20 protein-coding genes are annotated in these 19,893 nt (G+C 37.1%); 1 reads left to right on the forward strand and 19 read right to left on the reverse strand.

The features are described from left to right. Positions 1-2: 2 nt before the first annotated feature. Entirely contained in the window at positions 3-1,610 is a 1,608-nt protein-coding gene (locus H9635_RS18110; protein WP_191701719.1) for a putative polysaccharide biosynthesis protein, read from the reverse strand. 145 nt (positions 1,611-1,755) lie between these two features. Beyond that, positions 1,756-2,292, reverse strand: coding sequence for a stage V sporulation protein T (gene spoVT / locus H9635_RS18115; protein ID WP_191701720.1), 537 nt, complete (start codon positions 2,290-2,292; stop codon positions 1,756-1,758). 254 nt (positions 2,293-2,546) lie between these two features. On the opposite strand from spoVT, the gene H9635_RS18120 reads away from it, so the two are divergent. Then, positions 2,547-2,858, forward strand: a complete 312-nt coding sequence (locus tag H9635_RS18120) for a hypothetical protein (RefSeq protein ID WP_191701721.1) — start codon at positions 2,547-2,549, stop codon at positions 2,856-2,858. A 65-nt stretch (positions 2,859-2,923) separates the two neighbouring features. Here the strand turns inward: H9635_RS18120 and mfd are convergent, their stop codons facing one another. From mfd to H9635_RS18205, 17 genes are all read right to left on the reverse strand, one after another. Further along, positions 2,924-6,436, reverse strand: a complete 3,513-nt coding sequence (gene mfd / locus H9635_RS18125; protein ID WP_191701722.1) for a transcription-repair coupling factor — start codon at positions 6,434-6,436, stop codon at positions 2,924-2,926. An 85-nt stretch (positions 6,437-6,521) separates the two neighbouring features. Further along, complete coding sequence (locus H9635_RS18130; protein ID WP_191701723.1) at positions 6,522-6,749, reverse strand: anti-sigma-F factor Fin; 228 nt, start codon at positions 6,747-6,749, stop codon at positions 6,522-6,524. A gap of 60 nt (positions 6,750-6,809) precedes the next feature. Further along, on the reverse strand, positions 6,810-7,373 hold the full coding sequence (pth, locus tag H9635_RS18135; RefSeq protein WP_191701724.1) for an aminoacyl-tRNA hydrolase: 564 nt from the start codon (positions 7,371-7,373) through the stop codon (positions 6,810-6,812). 72 nt (positions 7,374-7,445) lie between these two features. After that, entirely contained in the window at positions 7,446-8,636 is a 1,191-nt protein-coding gene (locus H9635_RS18140; protein ID WP_225231396.1) for an MFS transporter, read from the reverse strand. Positions 8,637-8,780: 144 nt separating this feature from the next. Next, positions 8,781-9,434 carry a 50S ribosomal protein L25/general stress protein Ctc gene (locus H9635_RS18145; RefSeq protein ID WP_191701726.1) on the reverse strand — a complete coding sequence of 218 codons (654 nt, stop codon included), beginning with the start codon at positions 9,432-9,434 and terminating at the stop codon, positions 8,781-8,783. A 164-nt stretch (positions 9,435-9,598) separates the two neighbouring features. Continuing rightward, positions 9,599-10,558 (reverse strand): ribose-phosphate diphosphokinase, encoded by a 960-nt coding sequence (locus H9635_RS18150; RefSeq protein WP_191701727.1) that lies wholly within the window; start codon positions 10,556-10,558, stop codon positions 9,599-9,601. Positions 10,559-10,584: 26 nt separating this feature from the next. Then, the gene (gene glmU, locus H9635_RS18155) at positions 10,585-11,955 is read right to left on the reverse strand and encodes a bifunctional UDP-N-acetylglucosamine diphosphorylase/glucosamine-1-phosphate N-acetyltransferase GlmU (RefSeq protein WP_191701728.1); all 1,371 of its coding nucleotides are present in this window, start codon (positions 11,953-11,955) and stop codon (positions 10,585-10,587) included. 235 nt (positions 11,956-12,190) lie between these two features. Beyond that, positions 12,191-12,490, reverse strand: coding sequence for a septation regulator SpoVG (gene spoVG, locus H9635_RS18160; RefSeq protein ID WP_191701729.1), 300 nt, complete (start codon positions 12,488-12,490; stop codon positions 12,191-12,193). A 279-nt stretch (positions 12,491-12,769) separates the two neighbouring features. Next, positions 12,770-13,144, reverse strand: a complete 375-nt coding sequence (locus H9635_RS18165; RefSeq protein ID WP_191701730.1) for a RidA family protein — start codon at positions 13,142-13,144, stop codon at positions 12,770-12,772. A gap of 1 nt (position 13,145) precedes the next feature. After that, positions 13,146-13,973 carry a pur operon repressor gene (purR, locus tag H9635_RS18170; protein WP_191701731.1) on the reverse strand — a complete coding sequence of 276 codons (828 nt, stop codon included), beginning with the start codon at positions 13,971-13,973 and terminating at the stop codon, positions 13,146-13,148. Positions 13,974-14,044: 71 nt separating this feature from the next. Further along, positions 14,045-14,911, reverse strand: a complete 867-nt coding sequence (gene ispE / locus H9635_RS18175; RefSeq protein ID WP_191701732.1) for a 4-(cytidine 5'-diphospho)-2-C-methyl-D-erythritol kinase — start codon at positions 14,909-14,911, stop codon at positions 14,045-14,047. 187 nt (positions 14,912-15,098) lie between these two features. After that, positions 15,099-15,290 (reverse strand): small, acid-soluble spore protein, alpha/beta type, encoded by a 192-nt coding sequence (locus H9635_RS18180; RefSeq protein WP_191701733.1) that lies wholly within the window; start codon positions 15,288-15,290, stop codon positions 15,099-15,101. Positions 15,291-15,398: 108 nt separating this feature from the next. After that, complete coding sequence (veg, locus tag H9635_RS18185; protein ID WP_191701734.1) at positions 15,399-15,656, reverse strand: biofilm formation stimulator Veg; 258 nt, start codon at positions 15,654-15,656, stop codon at positions 15,399-15,401. 140 nt (positions 15,657-15,796) lie between these two features. After that, the gene (gene rsmA / locus H9635_RS18190) at positions 15,797-16,684 is read right to left on the reverse strand and encodes a 16S rRNA (adenine(1518)-N(6)/adenine(1519)-N(6))-dimethyltransferase RsmA (protein ID WP_191701735.1); all 888 of its coding nucleotides are present in this window, start codon (positions 16,682-16,684) and stop codon (positions 15,797-15,799) included. Beyond that, positions 16,677-17,240, reverse strand: coding sequence for a ribonuclease M5 (gene rnmV, locus H9635_RS18195; protein ID WP_191701736.1), 564 nt, complete (start codon positions 17,238-17,240; stop codon positions 16,677-16,679). The genes rsmA and rnmV overlap by 8 nt, the downstream gene beginning before the upstream one ends. A gap of 356 nt (positions 17,241-17,596) precedes the next feature. After that, positions 17,597-18,796 carry a G5 and 3D domain-containing protein gene (locus H9635_RS18200; RefSeq protein WP_191701737.1) on the reverse strand — a complete coding sequence of 400 codons (1,200 nt, stop codon included), beginning with the start codon at positions 18,794-18,796 and terminating at the stop codon, positions 17,597-17,599. Between the two features lie 236 nt (positions 18,797-19,032). Next, complete coding sequence (locus H9635_RS18205) at positions 19,033-19,806, reverse strand: TatD family hydrolase (RefSeq protein ID WP_191701738.1); 774 nt, start codon at positions 19,804-19,806, stop codon at positions 19,033-19,035. Positions 19,807-19,893: the final 87 nt, after the last annotated feature.

The raw sequence follows: 19,893 nt of genomic DNA on the forward strand, positions 1-19,893 counted from the left end.
ACCTACTTCTTTCGATTTAACAATAGCTGATATGCGGCCATTCTTCTACCGAGCGGGATTAAAAACCAATCCTTTTCCGTTAATACACGCATTTTCGCCACTGCTGTTATAAAACTAAAAGCCCCCAACCCCACGAGCAGCACACTATAAATGAGTGCATCAACCCGACTCAGCATAGTTGGAAACACGAAATCCAAGCCAAAAATAGTACCATTTACAACAATAGCCATAATGATGGAGGCTAGTGCCAACCTTTTATAAAACTGAAAACCGGCGAAACGAATTGACGTCAGTTTTTTTAAATAAACAATTAAGGCAATAGCAGTAAAAATCAGTCCGATGTTACTTGCCATTGCTGCTCCTAAAATTCCAAACTTCGGGACGAAATAGGCATTCCCTAAATACTTCAGTATAATGCCCATTCCTAAACAGATAGCCGGAAATTTTAATTTACTATATCCTTGAAGGATTGCCGTAAATGTCAAAATAATTGATAGTGGCACAATTTGAAACGAATAAAGCTTTAGCACTTCCGAATATGCATCTGTCATAAACAGCATTTGGTTGATATATGGCATGACTAATATTAATCCAAGTGCCGATGCCACTCCGAATAATAATGAACTTCGATATGTCAACTGAATGAATGGCTTCTCACCACGGCCATTCGACTTGTGCGCCTTCAATGCTACAAGTGGCACAATAGCTAACGATAATGAGGTAGCAATAACGATACCAAGTTGAACAAGTGGTTGTCCTCGATCGTATATCCCTTTTATTTCCATAGCTTGTTCTGAAGCCACCCCTGATTGGATGAGCATTTTAAAGATTGTAAAGGAGTCGACAAGTTGGAAGCATAATAATAACAGGGCACTCATGCTGATCGCGATGCTATATAGCGTTACTTCTTTTAAAATTGGCCAAATCTTTATTTTTATAGCGGTTTTGCCCAAAGGCTTATATGACCGTTTTAAAAAATATAAGAGGAGCACAATACCGGCAACTTCCCCAATGACTGTTCCGAGCATCGCGATTTTTCCCGCTGAATAAACAGATTGAGTATATTGTATTAAAATAATAGTACCAATTAAAATAATCGATACTCGAATTGTCTGTTCAAAAACTTGTGCATAGGCTACAGGCTGCATATGGCTATTAGCTTGAAAGTTACCTTTTAAAATGGCCAGAAGCGGCATGCATAATGTAATAAACGAACCGACCTTCAGTAATCCAGCTAACTGCGGATCCTCCATTAAATTTGCCAATGGTTCCGCACCGAAAAACAATAAACAAAAAAATAGCAGAGATAACGCTGTTAAGTAATAAAAGATAACCCGTGACACGGATCTTTTATATTCAGAGGTACCTCCATGTCCTTCAATATCCGCAAGCATTTTTGAGATTGCAACGGCAAATCCGCTAGATGTCCAAACGACAAAAAATGAGATAAATGGGTACACTTGCTGATAGACGTAAAATCCTTGATCCCCTACTAAGTTTTGATAAGGAACACGGTATACAGCACTTAATACTTTTACTATGAGTGCTGCAACTGTTAAGAGAAGAGCACCCTTCATATAATTTTTCATACCAAATCTTTGCGAAGTCATTCTATTTCCTTCCTCTATTTCATACAATGTACTAATTATATCATGAAAAACCACTCGTATTTTTAGACGTTAAAGGTAATAACTACTTTTAGCATTTGGCAAACAAATAAAAAACGCCCATCTTTATGGACGTTTTTAAGTAATTTTAGTTTTCCATTTGTTTTGCTAGGAAGTTTGCAGCCGTTTCAGCTGTCTTTTGCTCGGTTTCACCGATAAAGTGTGCTCTTGATATTAAATAGATCGCACCAATCGGGTCTCCATTCGCAATAATAGGAACGATGCAATACGATTTCACTTGTTCATACTGTCCTGCTACAAGTTCAATCGACATTTCTAATTTTTCACTAGCAATTGATCGGTTTTTAATAATATCTTCTGCAAAAACCGTTAACCGTCTTGCGACATAATCCTTTTTGGAAACGCCCGCAACGGCAATTACCTCATCTCGGTCACTTATTAATGTTGGCGTACCTAATGTTTCAAATAGTGATTCCGCATATTGTTGTGCAAATTCACCTAGATCATTAATTGGTGAGTATTTTTTTAAAATAACTTCACCTTCACGATCCGTATAAATTTCCAAAGGGTCGCCCTCACGAATACGAAGAGTTCTTCTAATTTCTTTTGGGATAACAACACGACCTAAATCATCGATGCGGCGAACTATTCCTGTTGCTTTCATCGTTTATGTTCCCTCACTTTCACATCATTTAACAGCATGATGCAACTAGTATGGTATGAAAAACTTGAAACTATGCATAAATGTAACAGTAAAAAAACAAAAAATTACCTTAAGTCCCTTTGAATAACTGGGCTTTATGGCCCGATTTTCAATAAGAGGAATAGGAAATTACAACGCTTTAATGTAAAAATGGTTTTGTTTTAAAAAGAAAGGGATATTTACAAATGATAGATAACTTTTTGGAGGTGCTTTACATGCTAAAAGTAGACCGTACTACTACAACACCTGATGCATATCGTCAACAGCAATATTATGCAGGAACACATTTAGCTTATTATCCTGATTTATCCAAAGAACGTGCTACAACTATTACAAAGTTTGAAAACGGCATTTTTAAACGTTATTTGGAAAAACAGAATGGTCAGCGCGAATTAGTTTCATTTTCGACGACAAGAGAAAAGCAATTATTAGAGTTGCGTGAAGAACATCGAAATCGTGAAGAATTACTTCAACGTCTGAATTATGCGAGTGGTGTTCATTATAGTGTGCAACCAAACTTCCTGTAATTCATTTAGCATTAAAAAAGAGAGGAAATGTTAAAAGTTAAAAACTTTTAAGATTCCCTCTCTTTTTATGATTCTTTTTTTGCTGATGCAATAATTTTTATCACTTTTTCAACTACATCGAATGGCAAGTGGTTTCCGCATTTTTGATAATCTACTGTTACTACCAGCTGTGCTCCTTCCATTCCGAAGCCTACCGCTCGACCAAACTCCATCGATTGCTCTACAATTTGCGCTCCATTTGTATTGGATGTGCCTTCCTCCGATAGGATAATCGATACGGTTTGTTGTTTTTCTTTGATCGAAAGTACACCTGCTTCCATTGCCCATACTTTCATACGTGCAATGCGCATGAGCCGTTCAGTTTCTACTGGTAAATCCCCGAAACGGTCCTGTAATTCATCAATGATTTCTAAATAATCCTCTATGCGCTCCATTGCTTTAATTCGTTTATACATCTGGATTTTTTGAAATCCATCCGGAATATATGCATCTGGTATATACGCATCAATATGCAGCATAATTTCAATTTCCTGCTTCTCTTCTTTTTTCACACCACTGCGACGTTCTTCCACCGCTTCTTCCAGCATTTGTGAGTACAGATCAAACCCGATGGAATCAATAAACCCATGCTGCTGCGCACCAAGTAAATTTCCTGCCCCACGAATTGATAAATCACGCATTGCTATTTTAAAACCTGAACCAAGTTCCGTGAATTCCTTAACTGCCTGTAAACGCTGCTCTGCTACTTCTGTCAGTACTTTATTGTGTTCATACATAAAGTAGGCATAGGCAATACGATTCGATCGACCAACACGTCCACGCAGCTGATATAGCTGAGAAAGACCCATTCGATCTGCATCATGTACAATTAATGTATTCACATTTGGAATATCAACGCCTGTTTCGATAATTGTTGTCGTTACTAAAACATCAAATTCCCCTTCAATAAACGCTAAAATAACAGATTCCAGCTTTGCTTCCGTCATTTGTCCATGTGCAAAAGCAATTCGCGCATCGGGTACAAGCATTTGAATCTCCTCTACACGTCTTGTAATATCTTCCACTCGATTGTATAAATAAAAGACTTGCCCTCCACGCGCCATTTCACGCTCAATTGCTTCGCGAATGAGCGCACCATTATGCTCCATTACATAGGTCTGTACAGGGAAACGATTTTGCGGCGGTGTTTCAATAACAGATAAGTCACGAACTCCCACCATAGACATATGGAGTGTACGTGGAATCGGTGTAGCTGTTAGTGTCAACACATCGACATTAGTCCTTAGCTGTTTAATTTTCTCTTTATGAGTAACACCAAAACGCTGCTCCTCATCGACAATAAGTAAACCGAGATCCTGATACACTACATCTTTTGATAAGATACGATGTGTACCTATAACTATATCAACGATTCCTTCCCGTAAACCTTTTAATGTGTCCGTTTGTTGCTTTTTAGTACGGAATCGACTTAATAGCCCAACATTAATAGCATATTCCTCAAAGCGCTTCGATATTGTTTCATAATGTTGTTGTGCCAAAATCGTTGTTGGCACTAAAAAGGCAACCTGTTTGCCATCTAAAATGGCTTTAAATGCAGCACGAATCGCAACTTCTGTTTTCCCATACCCTACATCACCACAAACAAGGCGATCCATCGGGCGTTCACGTTCCATATCTTTTTTCACTTCAGCGATTGTACGCAGTTGATCTTCTGTTTCTTCATAAGGGAAGGCCGCCTCAAAACCTCGCTGTTCATCGGAATCCGGTGAAAATGCAAAACCTTTTTCTGCTTCACGCTTTGCATAAAGCTTAATTAAATCGTCTGCTATGTCTTGTACAGCATTGGAAACTTTAGTGCGTGTCTTTTTCCATTCCGTACCGCCAAGTTTATGAAGCTTTGGCTCCTTTTCACCTGAGGGCACATAACGCTGAATGAGCTCAATTTGATCGACCGGCACATATAATTTATCATCTTCCCGGTAACGAACATGTAAATAATCCTGATGAGTCCCATTTACAACGAGTGTTTCAATACCGATATATTTCCCGATTCCGTGATGTACATGGACAACATAGTCTCCAGGTTTAATTTCGGTATATGATTTAATTCTCTCCGCATTTGTCATTTGCTGTGGACGTGATTTTTTCTTTGCCTGTTGTTTAAACAGTTCATCATCTGTAACAACTGCTATTTTTTGTAGCGGGAGCTCAAAGCCAGATGACAATGCTGTGTTCACTAAATAAATACCCGGTGCATCTGAATAACCAATTGTCGATGCAATATGGTAGTCGTCCAATAAATTTTGCATCGCTTTTATGCGATTTTCGGAATTAGCCGTAAATAGAACAACAAATTTTTCATGGGTCCAACGTTCAATCTCATTTTGTAATAATGCAATCTGTCCATGAAATTGTTGCATTGGCTTGCATGAAAAGTTAATCGTCTTCTTAAGCGTGATACCTGCAAATGTGCGTGTAAATAACGCGAAATACACCTTTTGTTGCTTTAACATGGCAAGTAGTTCTTTCATCGAATGGGAAGGCTTTACTTCATGAAGCATTTTCCCTTCTTCGATTAAGGAAATAAACCAGCCACTCTCCTCACGTTCCCATGCTTCCATTACTTCTTGTATTCGTCCTAGTTCATCAAAAAGAACGAGGCCATCTTGCATGAAGTAATCACCTAGAAAATGAGGCTTCTCAAATAGTAACGAGCCATATTTTGCAATGTGATCAGGTAAATGACCATGACGAAGCATTTCAATATCCTGTGTGATATTTTGCATAAGCAATTCCTGTGTTTCTTGCTTACGAACCTTCTTTAAGCTTGCTGCCAGGGATACTTCTAGGCGATCTGCAAGAATGATTCGTTCGTCTTTTGTAAGAATTAATTCCGTTGCAGGCAAGATTTTAATCTCATTTAACTTCTCAATAGAACGCTGATTGTCTGCCGAAAATGTACGGATTGAATCTACTTCTGTATCAAATAATTCAATTCGAATTGGATTTTGTGCATATGGCGGGTAGATGTCCAAAATCCCTCCGCGCATGGCAAACTCCCCAGGGGTAGTTACCATTTCACTTCTCGTATAGCCCATTTCTACGAGTTTATTTAACCACTGACTAATGTCCACATCCTCACCTAAAGACGTAGAAAGCTCGTGTCCAAGCCAGTCTTGCGGGGCATTTAACATCCTGCGCATTCCTGCGGCTGGAATGATATAAATACCGCGCTCTTTATTTACTAATCTTCCTAATGTCGCAATACGCTGTGCACGAAGTTCTGGAGAAGAAATCGTCATATTGGCAGCGATAAATTCTTCCGCAGGATAATAATGAACATGTTTCTCACCGACTAATGCACTTAAATCATCGACCAATTTCTGTGCCTGCAGCAAATTGGAGGATACGATATAAATGGATTTATTCGTTTCCTGGTAAATCGTATGAATTAAAGCTGGCCTTGCACTACCGGTCAACCCTGTTATGAGGTAGTCATTCGCTAAATTCTTGTCTATTTGCTCTATAACATTATCAATCTGTTTATCTTTTTTTAATAACTGATGAATCGTATCCACGTATAGTCCCCTTCCTCTATTTTAAGTAAGTGGATATAGAAACGGAAAAAGCCTTGGCGCACTGTATGCGACCAAAGCAACTCCTTTACTGTAACCATTTTTTAAGCGCATAATAATCTGGGAACTGACGCAATGAATCTTCACAGTGCTCACAAATACTATGAATTGTCGTTTCTCCACGCTCGTTTTTTTCAAGATAATCATCTATTTCACCTATTTCAAATAAATGAAGTTTTTGAATTGTCTCTTCCGCCTCAAAAGGTAAAGTACCAATCTCTACCTTACAATGTCTACATAGGTAGCGTACAGGCATCTCCCATGGCCTCCTTTAAAACACTTATGTATATTAAAGTATAGCCATCATTTCATTAATTTATGCGCCGTTGAATTTGTTCATCACTTCTAAAAATGGCTTTGTTAATGCTGTTTCAATTGCATCACAACTCTTATCAATTGCATCTTTTACTATAGGCTGATCTTCTTTTGAAAACTTCGATAATACATAATCAGCCACTTTCATGCCTGCAGGAGGACGATTCACACCGACACGGATTCGATTAAATTCTTGTGTACCTAAATGCTGTATTAAAGATTTAATCCCATTATGACCGCCAGCGCTTCCCTTACTGCGTAATCTTAGTTTACCCGTTTCTAAATCTAAATCATCATAAATAACAATAATATCTTCAATTTCTATATCAAAATAATCCATTAAAGGTCTTACACTTTCTCCTGATAAATTCATATATGTTAATGGCTTCAATAAAATAACTTTTCCTTCAGGACGATGAACCGTTGCATACATACCATTAAATTTTGTCTGGTTTAATGGGGCATTCCACCGATTTGCTAATTCATCAATCACATCAAAACCTATATTATGGCGTGTATGTTCATATGGTTTCCCTGGATTCCCTAATCCAATAATTAATTTCACTAGTAATCGCATCCTTTTTCTCTAATCGCCTTTATTTTATCACACATTCTCTTAGAACGTATGCATCACCGATTAGTATGGCGCTAACGAACTATCTCTTTTTTTTCTCACCATATACAGCACGAAAAAGCCTACTGCTGCTAGAAAACGTACAACTGTCGATAAATACATTGCTACTTCCATCGTATATGTCTCGAGGAGCCAAATGCCGATTTGAGGGGAAGTAAATGCTATAGTAGCAAGCAACACATTATAAGTCGTAATACAATAAGTACGCACTTCCTGTGGTGAGTTTTCCAGCAATAAATTAAACAATATTAATACAGTCCCTGAGACGAATAACCCCGAGATCAATGACATTACTACTAAATAATAAAGGTTTGTCGATAAAGCCATTAGTAAAGGTGCTGTCGACATGCCAAAGGCTACCCAGACGAATACATACATATTGCCATATTTTTGAGACCACTTCCGCCATAATGAAAAGGAGAAAATTTGTGCCGACATATTCGCTACATTGAACATACTAATCCAAAAAATAGTTGCTCCTGCATAACGTACATTATAAATATTAAAAAGTCCCCATGCCATTTGCCAACCAAAGTTAAAAATAAGGGCGACAATTAAAAACAAGACATACTTATTATTTCTAAAAATGGACCAATCCATCGCACGCTTCTTTTCTAAACTTAGTTCTCGTACAGGCTCATCATGCTTTAATAAAAAATAGAGCTCTACAATCCCAACAACAAAAGTAAACATAAATAAGATTTGATAGGCTATTTGATTAGCCGTCATATCCTTCATAACAACGCCAATAGTGAGTGTGACAATTAAGCCTACAATTGTTAACAATCGGTTACGATCACTGAAAAACTGTGCTCTTCGTGTTTCCTCGATAATATTCCCGATAAAAGATTGCCAACCCATATTAGCCATCGTATTCGGTACACTCATTGCAGCAATTAATGCTAAAAGTAGCCATGAACCAAAGCTTCCAGGTACATAACTAACAAATGCAATTAGCAAAAATACAAAGCGCGCGGCTAATACAGAAAAAGCAACGAGCCTTTTTTGTTCAATAGACCGATTCAGCAAAATGGCGGCAGGTAATGTCATTAGTAATGTAATGAGTGGTGGTAAAGAACTAATTAACCCCACCTGATAATTTGTTGCACCGAGAATGGTCATAGCAAATATTGGAATATAGCTATTTGAAGTATTTTGTGCAACGGCAGAAGCCATTCCGTGATAAATACTCATTTTTTCATTATGTGTTCTCATAAATCCCTCTGATTTTTCTTAATATTTACGCATCTTCATATTATTATACTGATTTTCTTTCGGATGTCGAAGCTTTTTTGAAGCAAAAAAAAAGCCACCCTATAGGGCGACTTCTTTTAAATTCTAATCTTCTCTACCTGGTTTTTCAGGTGTTAATTTTTCTCCCGTTGCTTCAACATCATCGGCTGTAACATTTTCTGCATCTGCATCGACATCTTCAACTGGTGCCGCTGGTGGTGTTACCGTTGCTAATGTATAATCGTCATCTTGTACTATTGAAAATTCTGTAAACTGATCACGAACATTACCCACAGATAACGTATCACCAACTTCTAATCCGGATACATCAATTTCTACAGTATCTGGAATATCGCTTGGATTTACTTTCACTTTTAATGTATGATTCGGTTGAGTTAACACTCCACCTTCCTTCACACCAACTGAAGTTCCTACCAATGCTACAGGAACATCTACTTCAAGCTCTTCTTTCATATTGATAGCAAGGAAGTCAACGTGTTTTACAAGACCTTTAATTGCATCGCGTTGCATATCAGTAAGTACTGCATTTACTTTTTTCCCGTCTACCTCAATTTTAAACACGCTTGCTGTACCATATGTTTGAACTACCTTTGCCGTTTCTCTATAATCCAACGAAATCGGCGTTGTATTTGTTTCGTAGCCGTATAGCACACCGGCTAACTGACCATCTTTTCTAAGTTGGGTTAATGTCGAACGTTTCCCAGTATCACGCTTTTTTGCTTTTAAAACTGCAGTCATATTCCATCGTCCCCCTTAAGTAGTTATACAATAGTTTATTTACCCTGCATATGTAGAAATTAAACATATTAATTATCTGACTCTTTCAAAAATTAATAGACAGAGTTCAATGAAAAAAAGAAAAACAGCTCAGGGAATAATATCCCTGAGCTGTCCAAATTTTATTAATCAAATAATGTACTAACTGATTTATTTTCATAAACACGTGAGATTGCATCTGCCATTAATTTAGCAACAGATAATTGCTTAACTTTTGGAGAAATTTTATCTTCGCTTAATTGAATGGTATTTGTTACAACCAACTCTTTAATTGAAGAATTTTCAATACGCTCAATTGCTGGACCAGATAATACTGGGTGAGAACAGCAAGCATAAACTTCTTTTGCACCACTCTTAATTAATGCCTCTGCACCAATCGTAATTGTACCTGCCGTATCAATAATATCATCGATTAAAATACATACTTTACCCTCTACATTACCAACAATGTTCATAACTTCCGCTACATTCGGCTTTGGACGACGTTTATCAATAATGGCAATTGGAGCTTTTAAGCGCTCAGCCATTTTACGAGCACGTGTTACTCCACCATGGTCTGGAGAAACGATTACTAATTCCTCTTCTTTAAATCCTTTAGAACCGAAATGTTCAGCAAGTAGTGGTACTGCCACTAAATGGTCAATTAAAATATCGAAGAAACCTTGAATTTGAGGTGCGTGTAAATCTAATACGATTACACGAGTTGCACCGGCAGTCTCGAGAAGATTTGCTACTAATTTAGCAGTAATTGGTTCACGCGCTTTTGCTTTACGGTCTTGACGTGCATAGCCATAGTAAGGCATAACAACGTTTACCGTGCGAGCAGATGCACGTTTAACAGCATCAATCATAATTAAAAGTTCCATTAAATGTTCATTAACAGGAGCAGAAGTAGATTGAACGATAAATACATCCATTCCTCGAATACTTTCTTCAATGCTAATTTGGACTTCTCCATCACTGAAGTGTTTTACAGATGATTTCCCTAGTTCTACACCCATTTCATCAGCAATCTCTTTTGCAAGGGGATTGTTTGAATTTAATGAGAAGATTTTTAATTTTGAGTCAGCGTATTGATACGGCATGATGGCCTCCTGTATTTTAAATAATTTTATTTTGAATTTAATTTACTCATATAGCCTAGCTTATTTTCCTGACGAGCACGTGCAATCGCTAATGCATCTTCTGGAACTTCTTTTGTAATTGTTGAGCCAGCTGCAATAAATGACCCTTTTTTCAAAGTTACCGGGGCAACTAAATTTGAATTGCATCCAATAAATACATCGTCTTCAATAATTGTCTTATATTTATTTTTACCATCATAGTTCACAGTAATAGAGCCACAACCAATATTTACATTGCTGCCTACTTCTGCATCACCAATATAACTTAAGTGGGACACTTTTGTATCATCACCTAACGTGCTTTTCTTAACTTCTACAAAGTTACCGATTTTTACATGGTTTCCTAATGACGATTCCGGACGTAAATGCGCAAATGGACCAACTGCCGTTTCATCACCCACTTGGCTATTTAGCACAACTGAACTGTGGATCGTAGTTTTATTTCCAATTTGGCTATCAACGATATGGCTGTTCGGACCAATTTTGCAGTCTTCACCAATTACCGTTTTACCTTCAATAATTACACCAGGTAAAATAACAGAGTCACTGCCAATAATCGCATCTGCACTAATATGTGTAGTTGCCGGATTAATAATCGTTACACCATTTCTCATATGACGTTCATTAATACGAGCTCGCATTAACTCTTCAGCTTGAGACAGCGCAAAGCGATCATTAACACCCAGCGTTTCATCAAAGCTATCTGTCACATGTGCTGCAACAACTTCACCTTGCTTTTGAAGGATTTCAATGACATCCGGTAAATAGTATTCACCCTGTGCATTTTCATTTTTCACTTGCTTTAGGGCCTCAAATAACGCTTCATTATCAAAGCAGTAAGTACCTGTATTTATTTCTTTTACAAGCTGTTGCTCCTGTGTTGCATCTTTTTGCTCAACAATTTGAGAAACCTGACCATCTTCGTTGCGTAAAATACGCCCATAGCCGGTTGGGTTATCTGTAACCGCTGTCAAAATAGTAGCTTTTGCATTTTCTGAAGCATGGTGATCTAGTAATGCTTGCATTGTTTCAGGACGAATTAAAGGTGTATCTCCACATACTACAAGTGTAGTTCCAGTAAGTCCTTTTAAAATAGGCTCTGCTTGCTGAACAGCGTGTGCAGTACCAAGTTGCTCTGCTTGTAAAACATACTCACTTTTATTTCCGAGAGTTTCTTGAACAAGCTCTGCACCATGTCCTACAACAGTTACGACACGTTCTACATCTAGAGAACCAATATGATCGATTACATGTTCCACCATTGGCTTTCCACATACTGGGTGAAGCACTTTATATAATTTGGACTTCATTCGTGTACCTTGACCAGCAGCCAAGACAACTGCATAAGTATTTGTCATATTACAAGTCCTCCATTTTCAGCTCATTTTCTCTTATGACTATATAGTAAATTCACAATCTTTTCAAGGTATTCAGACTTGACAAAAGTTTGAAATCACATATTTAAATGTGATTAAAATATATAATCATTATGGCTTTTTCGACATTATTCCCTTTTTTTCTGTTATAGAACATTTTTATCAAAAAAAATAAAAAAAGGAGCCTCCTCAAATGAGTGACCCCTTCGTTTTATTATTAAACATTTGCCTCTTCCAATTCCATAGCATCGTCCTGATTTTCATCAGCTGAAGCATGGAATGCCTCTAACACGATGTCCTGGATTTTATTACGTGTATTCGAATTAATTGGGTGTGCGATATCCCGGAATTCACCATCTGGTGTTCTTTTACTTGGCATTGCTACAAATAAACCAGTATTTCCATCAATTACACGAATATCATGAATAACAAATTCATCATCTAGTGTAATTGATGCAATTGCGCGCATACGTCCATCTGTTTGAACACGTCGTAATCTTACGTCTGTTATTTCCATTATGAATTCTCCCCCTATACTTAGGTGCTTCATTTTGTAATACTGAAAAAAGGGAATTTCTTCTCTTCCATTCATTTAATCACTTAAATTGCACCTTTTATCATAGAATACAATAGAATGTAATTTTTTTCTATCTACAATTTTTATAATTGTTAAAATAAACAAAATATTCTGCGTTTTATTTATTATTTTGTAATAATTCAACGAAAAAATCTATAATAATATTTATAAAATAGAAAAACCTACACCTTTTTTATAGTAAAGGTGTAGGCTGTATTATTATTTTACTAACGCTATAACTTCAATTTCAACTTGTACATCTTTCGGAAGCCGCGCAACTTCTACTGCCGACCGTGCTGGTTTATGATCGCCAAAATGACTTGCATACACTTCATTCATTGCAGCAAAATCATTCATGTCTTTCATAAATACTGTTGTTTTTACAACCTGATTTAAAGACGAACCTGCAGCAGCCAAAACGGCCTTTAAGTTTTCAAATACTTGATGTGTCTGTACTTCAATATCGCCTTCTACTAGTTCCCCTGATGCTGTAAGTGGGATTTGACCTGAAGAGTAAAACATATTATTTACGACGATCCCTTGTGCATATGGTCCGATTGCTGCAGGTGCATTTGTTGTTGATACTGTTTTCATACTAATTTCTCCCCTTTTGAAAAAAATTACCTTCACTTAATGCAATAGTGCGATCTTTCTCATTCACTTCTTGTAGCTTTACTAATGAATAATAGTCCCCTACTAGTGTTTCATCTGCATGTTCTGCTTCTACTAAGACAGCAATACCTGCAAGTTCACAATCAAATTCTTCTAGTAAGTTTTTCATTCCATTCATCGTACCTCCGACTTTCATAAAATCATCGGTAATTAATACGCGCTGGCCACTTTTCATACTACGCTTAGATAAAACCATCGTTTGAATACGACGGGAAGATCCTGATACATAATTAATACTTACGGTTGAGCCCTCTGTTACTTTGCTGTCACGACGAACTACGACTACAGGCACATTTAAATGTCTTGCAATCGCATGGGCAATTGAAATACCCTTTGTTGCAACTGTCATGATGACATCAATTTTTTGGTCACCAAATGCACTCGCAAATACTTTCCCTACACGATTCATCAACTCCGGATTCCCCAATAAATCCGTCATAAATAAATACCCACCAGGAAGTAGACGATCTGATTGGCTTAATTCAGCAATTAATTCCCTAGTAATTTGACGAACTTCATGTTCCGCCATTCTAGGAATATATTTAACACCACCTGCTGCGCCAGGTACGGTTGTCAATAACCCGATTCCTTTTTCTTCAAATGTTTCCTTTACAATTGTTAAATCTTCACTAATTGAAGACTTTGCAGAACTGTAAAGCTCAGAAAAATAAGTTAGCGGGATCAACTGATGTGGATGCTCAAGTAAATAATAAGTCATATCTACAAGGCGTTCACTACGCTTCCATTTCATGCGACCCTCTCCTAAACAATAATAATTAAAATACGAATATTTAATAGTCAAATTACCATAATTATACGTATTTATGCAAGTGGATTACGTTCCCCTAACATACGAACTACATATACTTCCTCACAAAAACCTCGTAATCCATTGTAAATGCGACTAACACGTGCTTCATTTTCGACTAGACCAAACACTGTCGGACCACTGCCACTCATCAGTACAGCATCTGCACCAAAGCGTTGCATCTGTTCTTTAATCGTAATCACTTCTGGATGTAACTTAAATGTTACAGTTTCCAAAACATTTCCAAGCGACTGGCACATTAATTCATAATCATCCGTCTCAATAGCTTTTATCATTTGTTTTGTATTTGGATGATTTAAACCTTCAATATTTAATCCACCATATACATCTGCAGTAGAAACGCCAATTTTCGGCTTTGCTAATACAACCCAACATGTTGGAGGTGCTGTTAGTTCCTGAATTTTTTCGCCGCGCCCAGTTGCTAGGGCCGTACCACCGTATACACAGAACGATACATCGGAGCCAATTTTCGATCCTAGTTCAGCTAGCTCGTCTAAAGATAAATTTAAATTCCAAAGCTCATTTAAACCGCGCAACGTAGCAGCCGCATCGCTACTTCCGCCAGCTAAACCTGCCGCAATTGGAATTTGTTTTTCAATTGAAATGTCGACGCCTTCTTTAATATCGTATGTACTTTTAATTAGCTCAGCCGCTTGATAAGCGAAATTACGTTGGTCATCCGGCACAAAATTATCGGCCGAGATAATTTTAATTTGTCCGTCTTTACGCGTCTCCAGTCCAATCCGGTCAGCTAAATCAACCGTAGTCATAACCATCTCTACTTCATGATAATTATCAGGACGCTTATAAAGCACATCGAGTGTTAAATTAATTTTAGCGGGTGCTTTTACATACAACATTGAATATTCCTCCTACTAGATAAGGCACGCAATTTTAATTACGTAATCAATTTATTAATATACCTATTTTAACATACGACGTGCTTGAGCAATGTACTAAAGTCTATACTTTTTACGCATATTTCAACTTATAAAAAGAACACCCTCGCAAGGATTACCTTGCCTAAGGGTGTCACTTTTCGTCAACTTACTTTTGGTTGTTCTGCGAGTTCTGTTTGGCTAAGTTATTCTCGGCCATTTCAATTGCACGCTTTACCATGTTTCCTGCATCACGGGATTTAATACCGCCCCAACCCTCACGTTCCACTACGTCATAAAATCCAAGTTCTTTTGCAATCTCTTCCTTTAGACGGCTAGACATGATTTTTTGTTTCGCCATGCAAAAAACCTCCCTTTTCGTTGACGCACTTAGCATGTGTAAAAAATAAAAAAACACTCATATAAAATGAGCGCTTTTTTAAAAATATTAAAATAAGTACTAGAAAAACTATTTGATGGTAGCAACAGCATCATCTAAAAAAGTAATCTCTACTGCTTCAGTAAGTATATCTGTGTAACTGTAAGAAACGCGTTTATTCGCATTATCCTCTTGCTTTAGTTCAATAACGAACACTGCGTGATAAGTATCACTTAAGACACCTTCACATTCAATCGTTTTCTTGCGGCCTCCATTTGCTTTTAATTGCAAACGTTTACCCAAGTGACTATCTAATGATTTTTTAATGTCTGCTAACGTTTTTGGCATTTTTGCATACACCTCACTATAAACCAGTTTAACACAGTGTATTTTAAATGTCAATAAAATATAATATTTTATCACCGCTATTCGAAGCCGTCAACTTTTTTCTGAAGTTTTTCAGAAGTTTTTTCAACTGTACATTCACATTATTGTCGAACACAAAAGGCTGGATGTAAGCAATCTGATAATTTCCCAAATTCTTGAATACTCAACGTTTCGCCACGGCGACTTGGATCAATCCCCGCTTCTGCTAGTGCTTGAATAATGAGCTCTTTATTTTGTTTCCCATTTACAAGTCCGTTTTGTAAATTATTTAAAATCGTTTTACGACGTTGCGCAAATGATGCACGGGAAACTTCGAATAAAAAGTCTTCATCAATAACTTTAACTGGCGGTGTTTCATGTTTTATAAGTCGAATAACCGCAGAATCTACATTAGGCTGGGGCATAAATACCGTCTTCGGTACAATCATGGCAATTTCAGCAGTTACGTAATATTGAATTGCAATGGATAATGAACCATACGCTTTCGTACCTGGTTTTGCAGTAATACGGTCCGCTACTTCCTTCTGCATCATGACCACAAAGCCACGAATAGGTAAACGATCATTCAAAAGTTTCATTAAAATAGGTGTTGTTACGTAATAAGGCAAATTGGCTACAACCATTATATCTTCAATGCCCGGCATTTCCTCAGCAATTACTTGTTCTACATCTGCTTTTAAAATGTCTGAGTGGACAATTTTTACATTATTATAAGGGCTGAGCGTATCTTCCAATACTGGTAGCAGTCGTTGGTCAATCTCAAACGATACGACCTTCTTGGCTTCCCGCGCTAAATGTTCTGTTAATGCACCAATACCAGGACCGACTTCAATCGCCCCACTATTTTCTGTTAAATTCGCATGGCTAACAATGTTTCGTAAAATATTGGGATCTATTAAAAAGTTCTGCCCTAAACTTTTTTTAAATGAAAATCCGTACTTCTCTAAAATTTCCTTAGTACGTATCGGTGTGGCAATGTCTTTATACATGCATATCCTCCTGATCTAATTGCAAAATGGCTTCTGCGAATTGCTCGATTGAAATCTGAAACATCATTAATCGTTTATGCAATTGCTTCCCGTTTGTCATTCCTATATTTAAAATTTCCCCTAACTGTTCACGTCGCTTTTTCGATTGGGGGTGACCTATCAGTTTGGCTATCATTAAATCTTCCAATGTAATTTTCTCATCAATTTGTGATTCAGCTAATGTATATACATTACTTAACGCTTCACGAATATCTTCATCACTCGCATGCTCAACCCCTAAGCCTTTGCCGTTTTTTGCAATAGTTTTTGCCTTTGCTAAAAATGCATGTTTTACTCCGGGGATACGTTCTTCAATAATGGAACGAATTCGGCGTCCAGGGTAATCCGGGTCAGTAAAAACGATGACGCCTCGTTTCTTTTGCGCATGTGCAATTCTACGTAATACTTCATCCGAAATTGCTGAGCCATTTGTTTCAATTGTATCTGCACCTGTCGCACGCTTAATTGCAGTTGTATCATCTTTTCCTTCGACAACAATAATCTCTTGAATATCCAAGAAATGTTCCTCTTTTCTAACATAGTCTTTCGCTATTTTACCATAGAATGCGTTTTGTTACTTCTGTACTTACTCTAAGAACTAAAGCACATATCTCCCGTACAACTCTGACTCTTACATTTAATTATTTCCAATACAGCGAAAAAAGCTTCCTCGCTATCAGTCAAAAAGCGAGAAAGCTACTATACATTTTGGAATAATATTTTATAGAATATACTTTATCTTTGCTAATCCAAACTCCTATATATTTTGAAAATTAACTGTAAAACTTCCAAAATGCCAAGAGCTGTGACGACTAACAGATGATAAGAACATTCTATAACAAACACATTTCTATTTGTTTTATTTACGGTATATTATTTTAATACTTTAAGACGTACTTTTTTACGTCCCCAGTTATATGCCTCAGATTTTGTTGGTACTAAAACGTCAATCTTATTGCCTTTAATAGCTCCACCTGTATCTGCAGCTACCGCGTTACCATAGCCCTCAACCCAAACTTTTGTGCCTAATGGGATGATACGAGGATCCACCGCAATAACCTTCATGTCTGGATTTGCGCGCAGGTTAAGACCAGCTGCTGATATACCTGAGCAGCCTGTACAGTGTGGTGTATATGCTGTTGCTTCAACATAAAACTCTTTTCCTGAATTCGGTTCACTCGAACGTGATACTTTTGCAGTTACAACTTTTGTACCTACTGATAAAACCTTTGTTTTCGGTTGCTCAATTATTTTTTCAGAAGCTACCTTTTTAGATACGACTTTACCGTTTTCTTTCACGATATTGTACGTACGCTCAACTTTACCTTTTTTACCTTCTGTTACAACTTTCTCTTTACCCTTCAATAACGAAGAGTCATTTTTTCTTTCAATTGGGAAATCTACTGATTCCTCCACTACATCGGTAACCTTTTCTACGCGAACAACTGCGATTTTATCATTCGGAGTGATAACGTCCTCCAAATTTTTATCGACACGATCCGATTCACCTAGTTGAATCTCTTGTTGTTTTAAAAAGTTAGCGACCGTAGTCGAAGTGGACCATACTTGTCTCTCTTTTTTGCCATCGACAAGCGTTAACTGAAACGCCTTTTGAATATCGATTTTGTTATCGGCTCCTACTTCTGTATCTAAGCTTTGTGATACAAGATCCTGCTCTGTTACTTCAATATTTGCTTCTTCCAAAATGTTCTTCACTACTTTTTCAGTTGTCCAAACTTTTGACTGATTTCCATCAACTGAAATTACTATTTCTTTTGCCTGTTCCCATTCGATTGACATTCCACTATCAATCTTGGTGCTCAGTGAGGGTGATACTTTATCATAATTTGTGATATCTATATTTTGAGCTGTAAGTAGCTCATCAACCGTAGTTGCGTGTGTGTATAATTTTGATGTCTCACCGTTTGCGATAAGCGTAACGGGAGTTTTCGTTCCATGATAAAGAACGAATGCAATTACAGATACAAACAGGACTACCGATAAAACCCGAATTCCTGTTTGCTTACTCCTCAATGATCCTAAGAACTGGCTTTTCATGGATTGATTTGACATGAAAATAACGCCTCCTTAATACAAAGTTGGATTATACGCGACTACTTTTCGTACTGTCAATAGAAATGAATTTTTGTAAAATTGGATGTTTTATTTAAACTCGTGACACAACTAGTATTGGAGACGTATTAAAACTTTAATCAATTCCAAATAAAAAATAATCCAAATAAGTATTCCATCAATTTGATAAATATTTTTATTGGATTATTTATTTTGCTATTTTACATCATTTGTTATTAATCGATTTTAAAAAAGCGCTTTGCATTTTCAGTCGTTTTTAAAGCAACTTCTTCCACTGGTATTTCCTTAAGTCGCGCGATTTCCTCAGCGACTAAAGTAACGTACGCAGGTTCGTTTCGTTTCCCTCTGTAAGGATGAGGTGCTAAATAAGGCGCATCCGTTTCTATTAATAGGTGCTCCAATGGAATTTCAGTAGCTACTTCTTTTGGCTGACGCGCATTTTTAAATGTAACAGGTCCTCCTAAACTAATCATAAAGTTCATGTCTATGCATTCACGGGCAGTTTCAACACTCCCACCAAAACAATGCATAATACCACCTACAGCTGCGGCATCTTCTTCATGTAAAATGCGAACAACATCTCCTGTTGCATCACGGTTATGAATAATAATTGGCAAATTAAGTTTTTTTGCTAGTTGGATTTGCTTTCGGAACCAGTACTGTTGGATATCTTTCGGTGATTTATCCCAATAATAATCCAGTCCTGTTTCACCAATCCCAACTACTTTAGGATGTTTTGCTAGTTGTTCAATCCAACTTAAGTATTCATCTGTACAATCTATTGCATCTACTGGATGCCAACCAATCACGGCATAAATAAAATCAAATTCTTCTATAAGTTGCATCGCTCGTTCTATTGTTTTTTTATCAAAGCCGATAACAACCATTTTTTCTATTTTTGCAGCAATTGCTCGGTCAATTACCTCATGTAAATCTTCCTCATACTGATCTGCGTTTAAATGGACATGTGTATCGATATATGTGCTCATCATCATTTCTCCTATCGTGTATTGTACTCACTGAACATATTTCTTAGTTTTCAGTATTATTACATTCAAATTACAAAAATAAAACCC

The organism is Solibacillus faecavium, from assembly GCF_014836905.1.
Lineage (GTDB): Bacteria > Bacillota > Bacilli > Bacillales_A > Planococcaceae > Solibacillus > Solibacillus faecavium.

Coding starts and splice junctions, on each gene's coding strand:
- glmU (WP_191701728.1), bottom strand. CDS start 11,955: ATGACAAATACTTATGCAGTTGTCTTGGCTGCTGGTCAAGGTACACGA.
- veg (WP_191701734.1), bottom strand. CDS start 15,656: ATGCCAAAAACGTTAGCAGACATTAAAAAATCATTAGATAGTCACTTG.
- H9635_RS18110 (WP_191701719.1), bottom strand. CDS start 1,610: ATGACTTCGCAAAGATTTGGTATGAAAAATTATATGAAGGGTGCTCTT.
- spoVT (WP_191701720.1), bottom strand. CDS start 2,292: ATGAAAGCAACAGGAATAGTTCGCCGCATCGATGATTTAGGTCGTGTT.
- H9635_RS18180 (WP_191701733.1), bottom strand. CDS start 15,290: ATGGCGAAACAAAAAATCATGTCTAGCCGTCTAAAGGAAGAGATTGCA.
- H9635_RS18120 (WP_191701721.1), top strand. CDS start 2,547: ATGCTAAAAGTAGACCGTACTACTACAACACCTGATGCATATCGTCAA.
- H9635_RS18145 (WP_191701726.1), bottom strand. CDS start 9,434: ATGACTGCAGTTTTAAAAGCAAAAAAGCGTGATACTGGGAAACGTTCG.
- H9635_RS18200 (WP_191701737.1), bottom strand. CDS start 18,796: ATGTCAAATCAATCCATGAAAAGCCAGTTCTTAGGATCATTGAGGAGT.
- H9635_RS18150 (WP_191701727.1), bottom strand. CDS start 10,558: ATGCCGTATCAATACGCTGACTCAAAATTAAAAATCTTCTCATTAAAT.
- rsmA (WP_191701735.1), bottom strand. CDS start 16,684: ATGTATAAAGACATTGCCACACCGATACGTACTAAGGAAATTTTAGAG.
- H9635_RS18140 (WP_225231396.1), bottom strand. CDS start 8,636: ATGAGTATTTATCACGGAATGGCTTCTGCCGTTGCACAAAATACTTCA.
- H9635_RS18205 (WP_191701738.1), bottom strand. CDS start 19,806: ATGAGCACATATATCGATACACATGTCCATTTAAACGCAGATCAGTAT.
- purR (WP_191701731.1), bottom strand. CDS start 13,973: ATGAAATGGAAGCGTAGTGAACGCCTTGTAGATATGACTTATTATTTA.
- spoVG (WP_191701729.1), bottom strand. CDS start 12,490: ATGGAAATAACAGACGTAAGATTACGACGTGTTCAAACAGATGGACGT.
- H9635_RS18130 (WP_191701723.1), bottom strand. CDS start 6,749: ATGCCTGTACGCTACCTATGTAGACATTGTAAGGTAGAGATTGGTACT.
- ispE (WP_191701732.1), bottom strand. CDS start 14,911: ATGTTGTATGTAAAAGCACCCGCTAAAATTAATTTAACACTCGATGTG.
- H9635_RS18165 (WP_191701730.1), bottom strand. CDS start 13,144: ATGAAAACAGTATCAACAACAAATGCACCTGCAGCAATCGGACCATAT.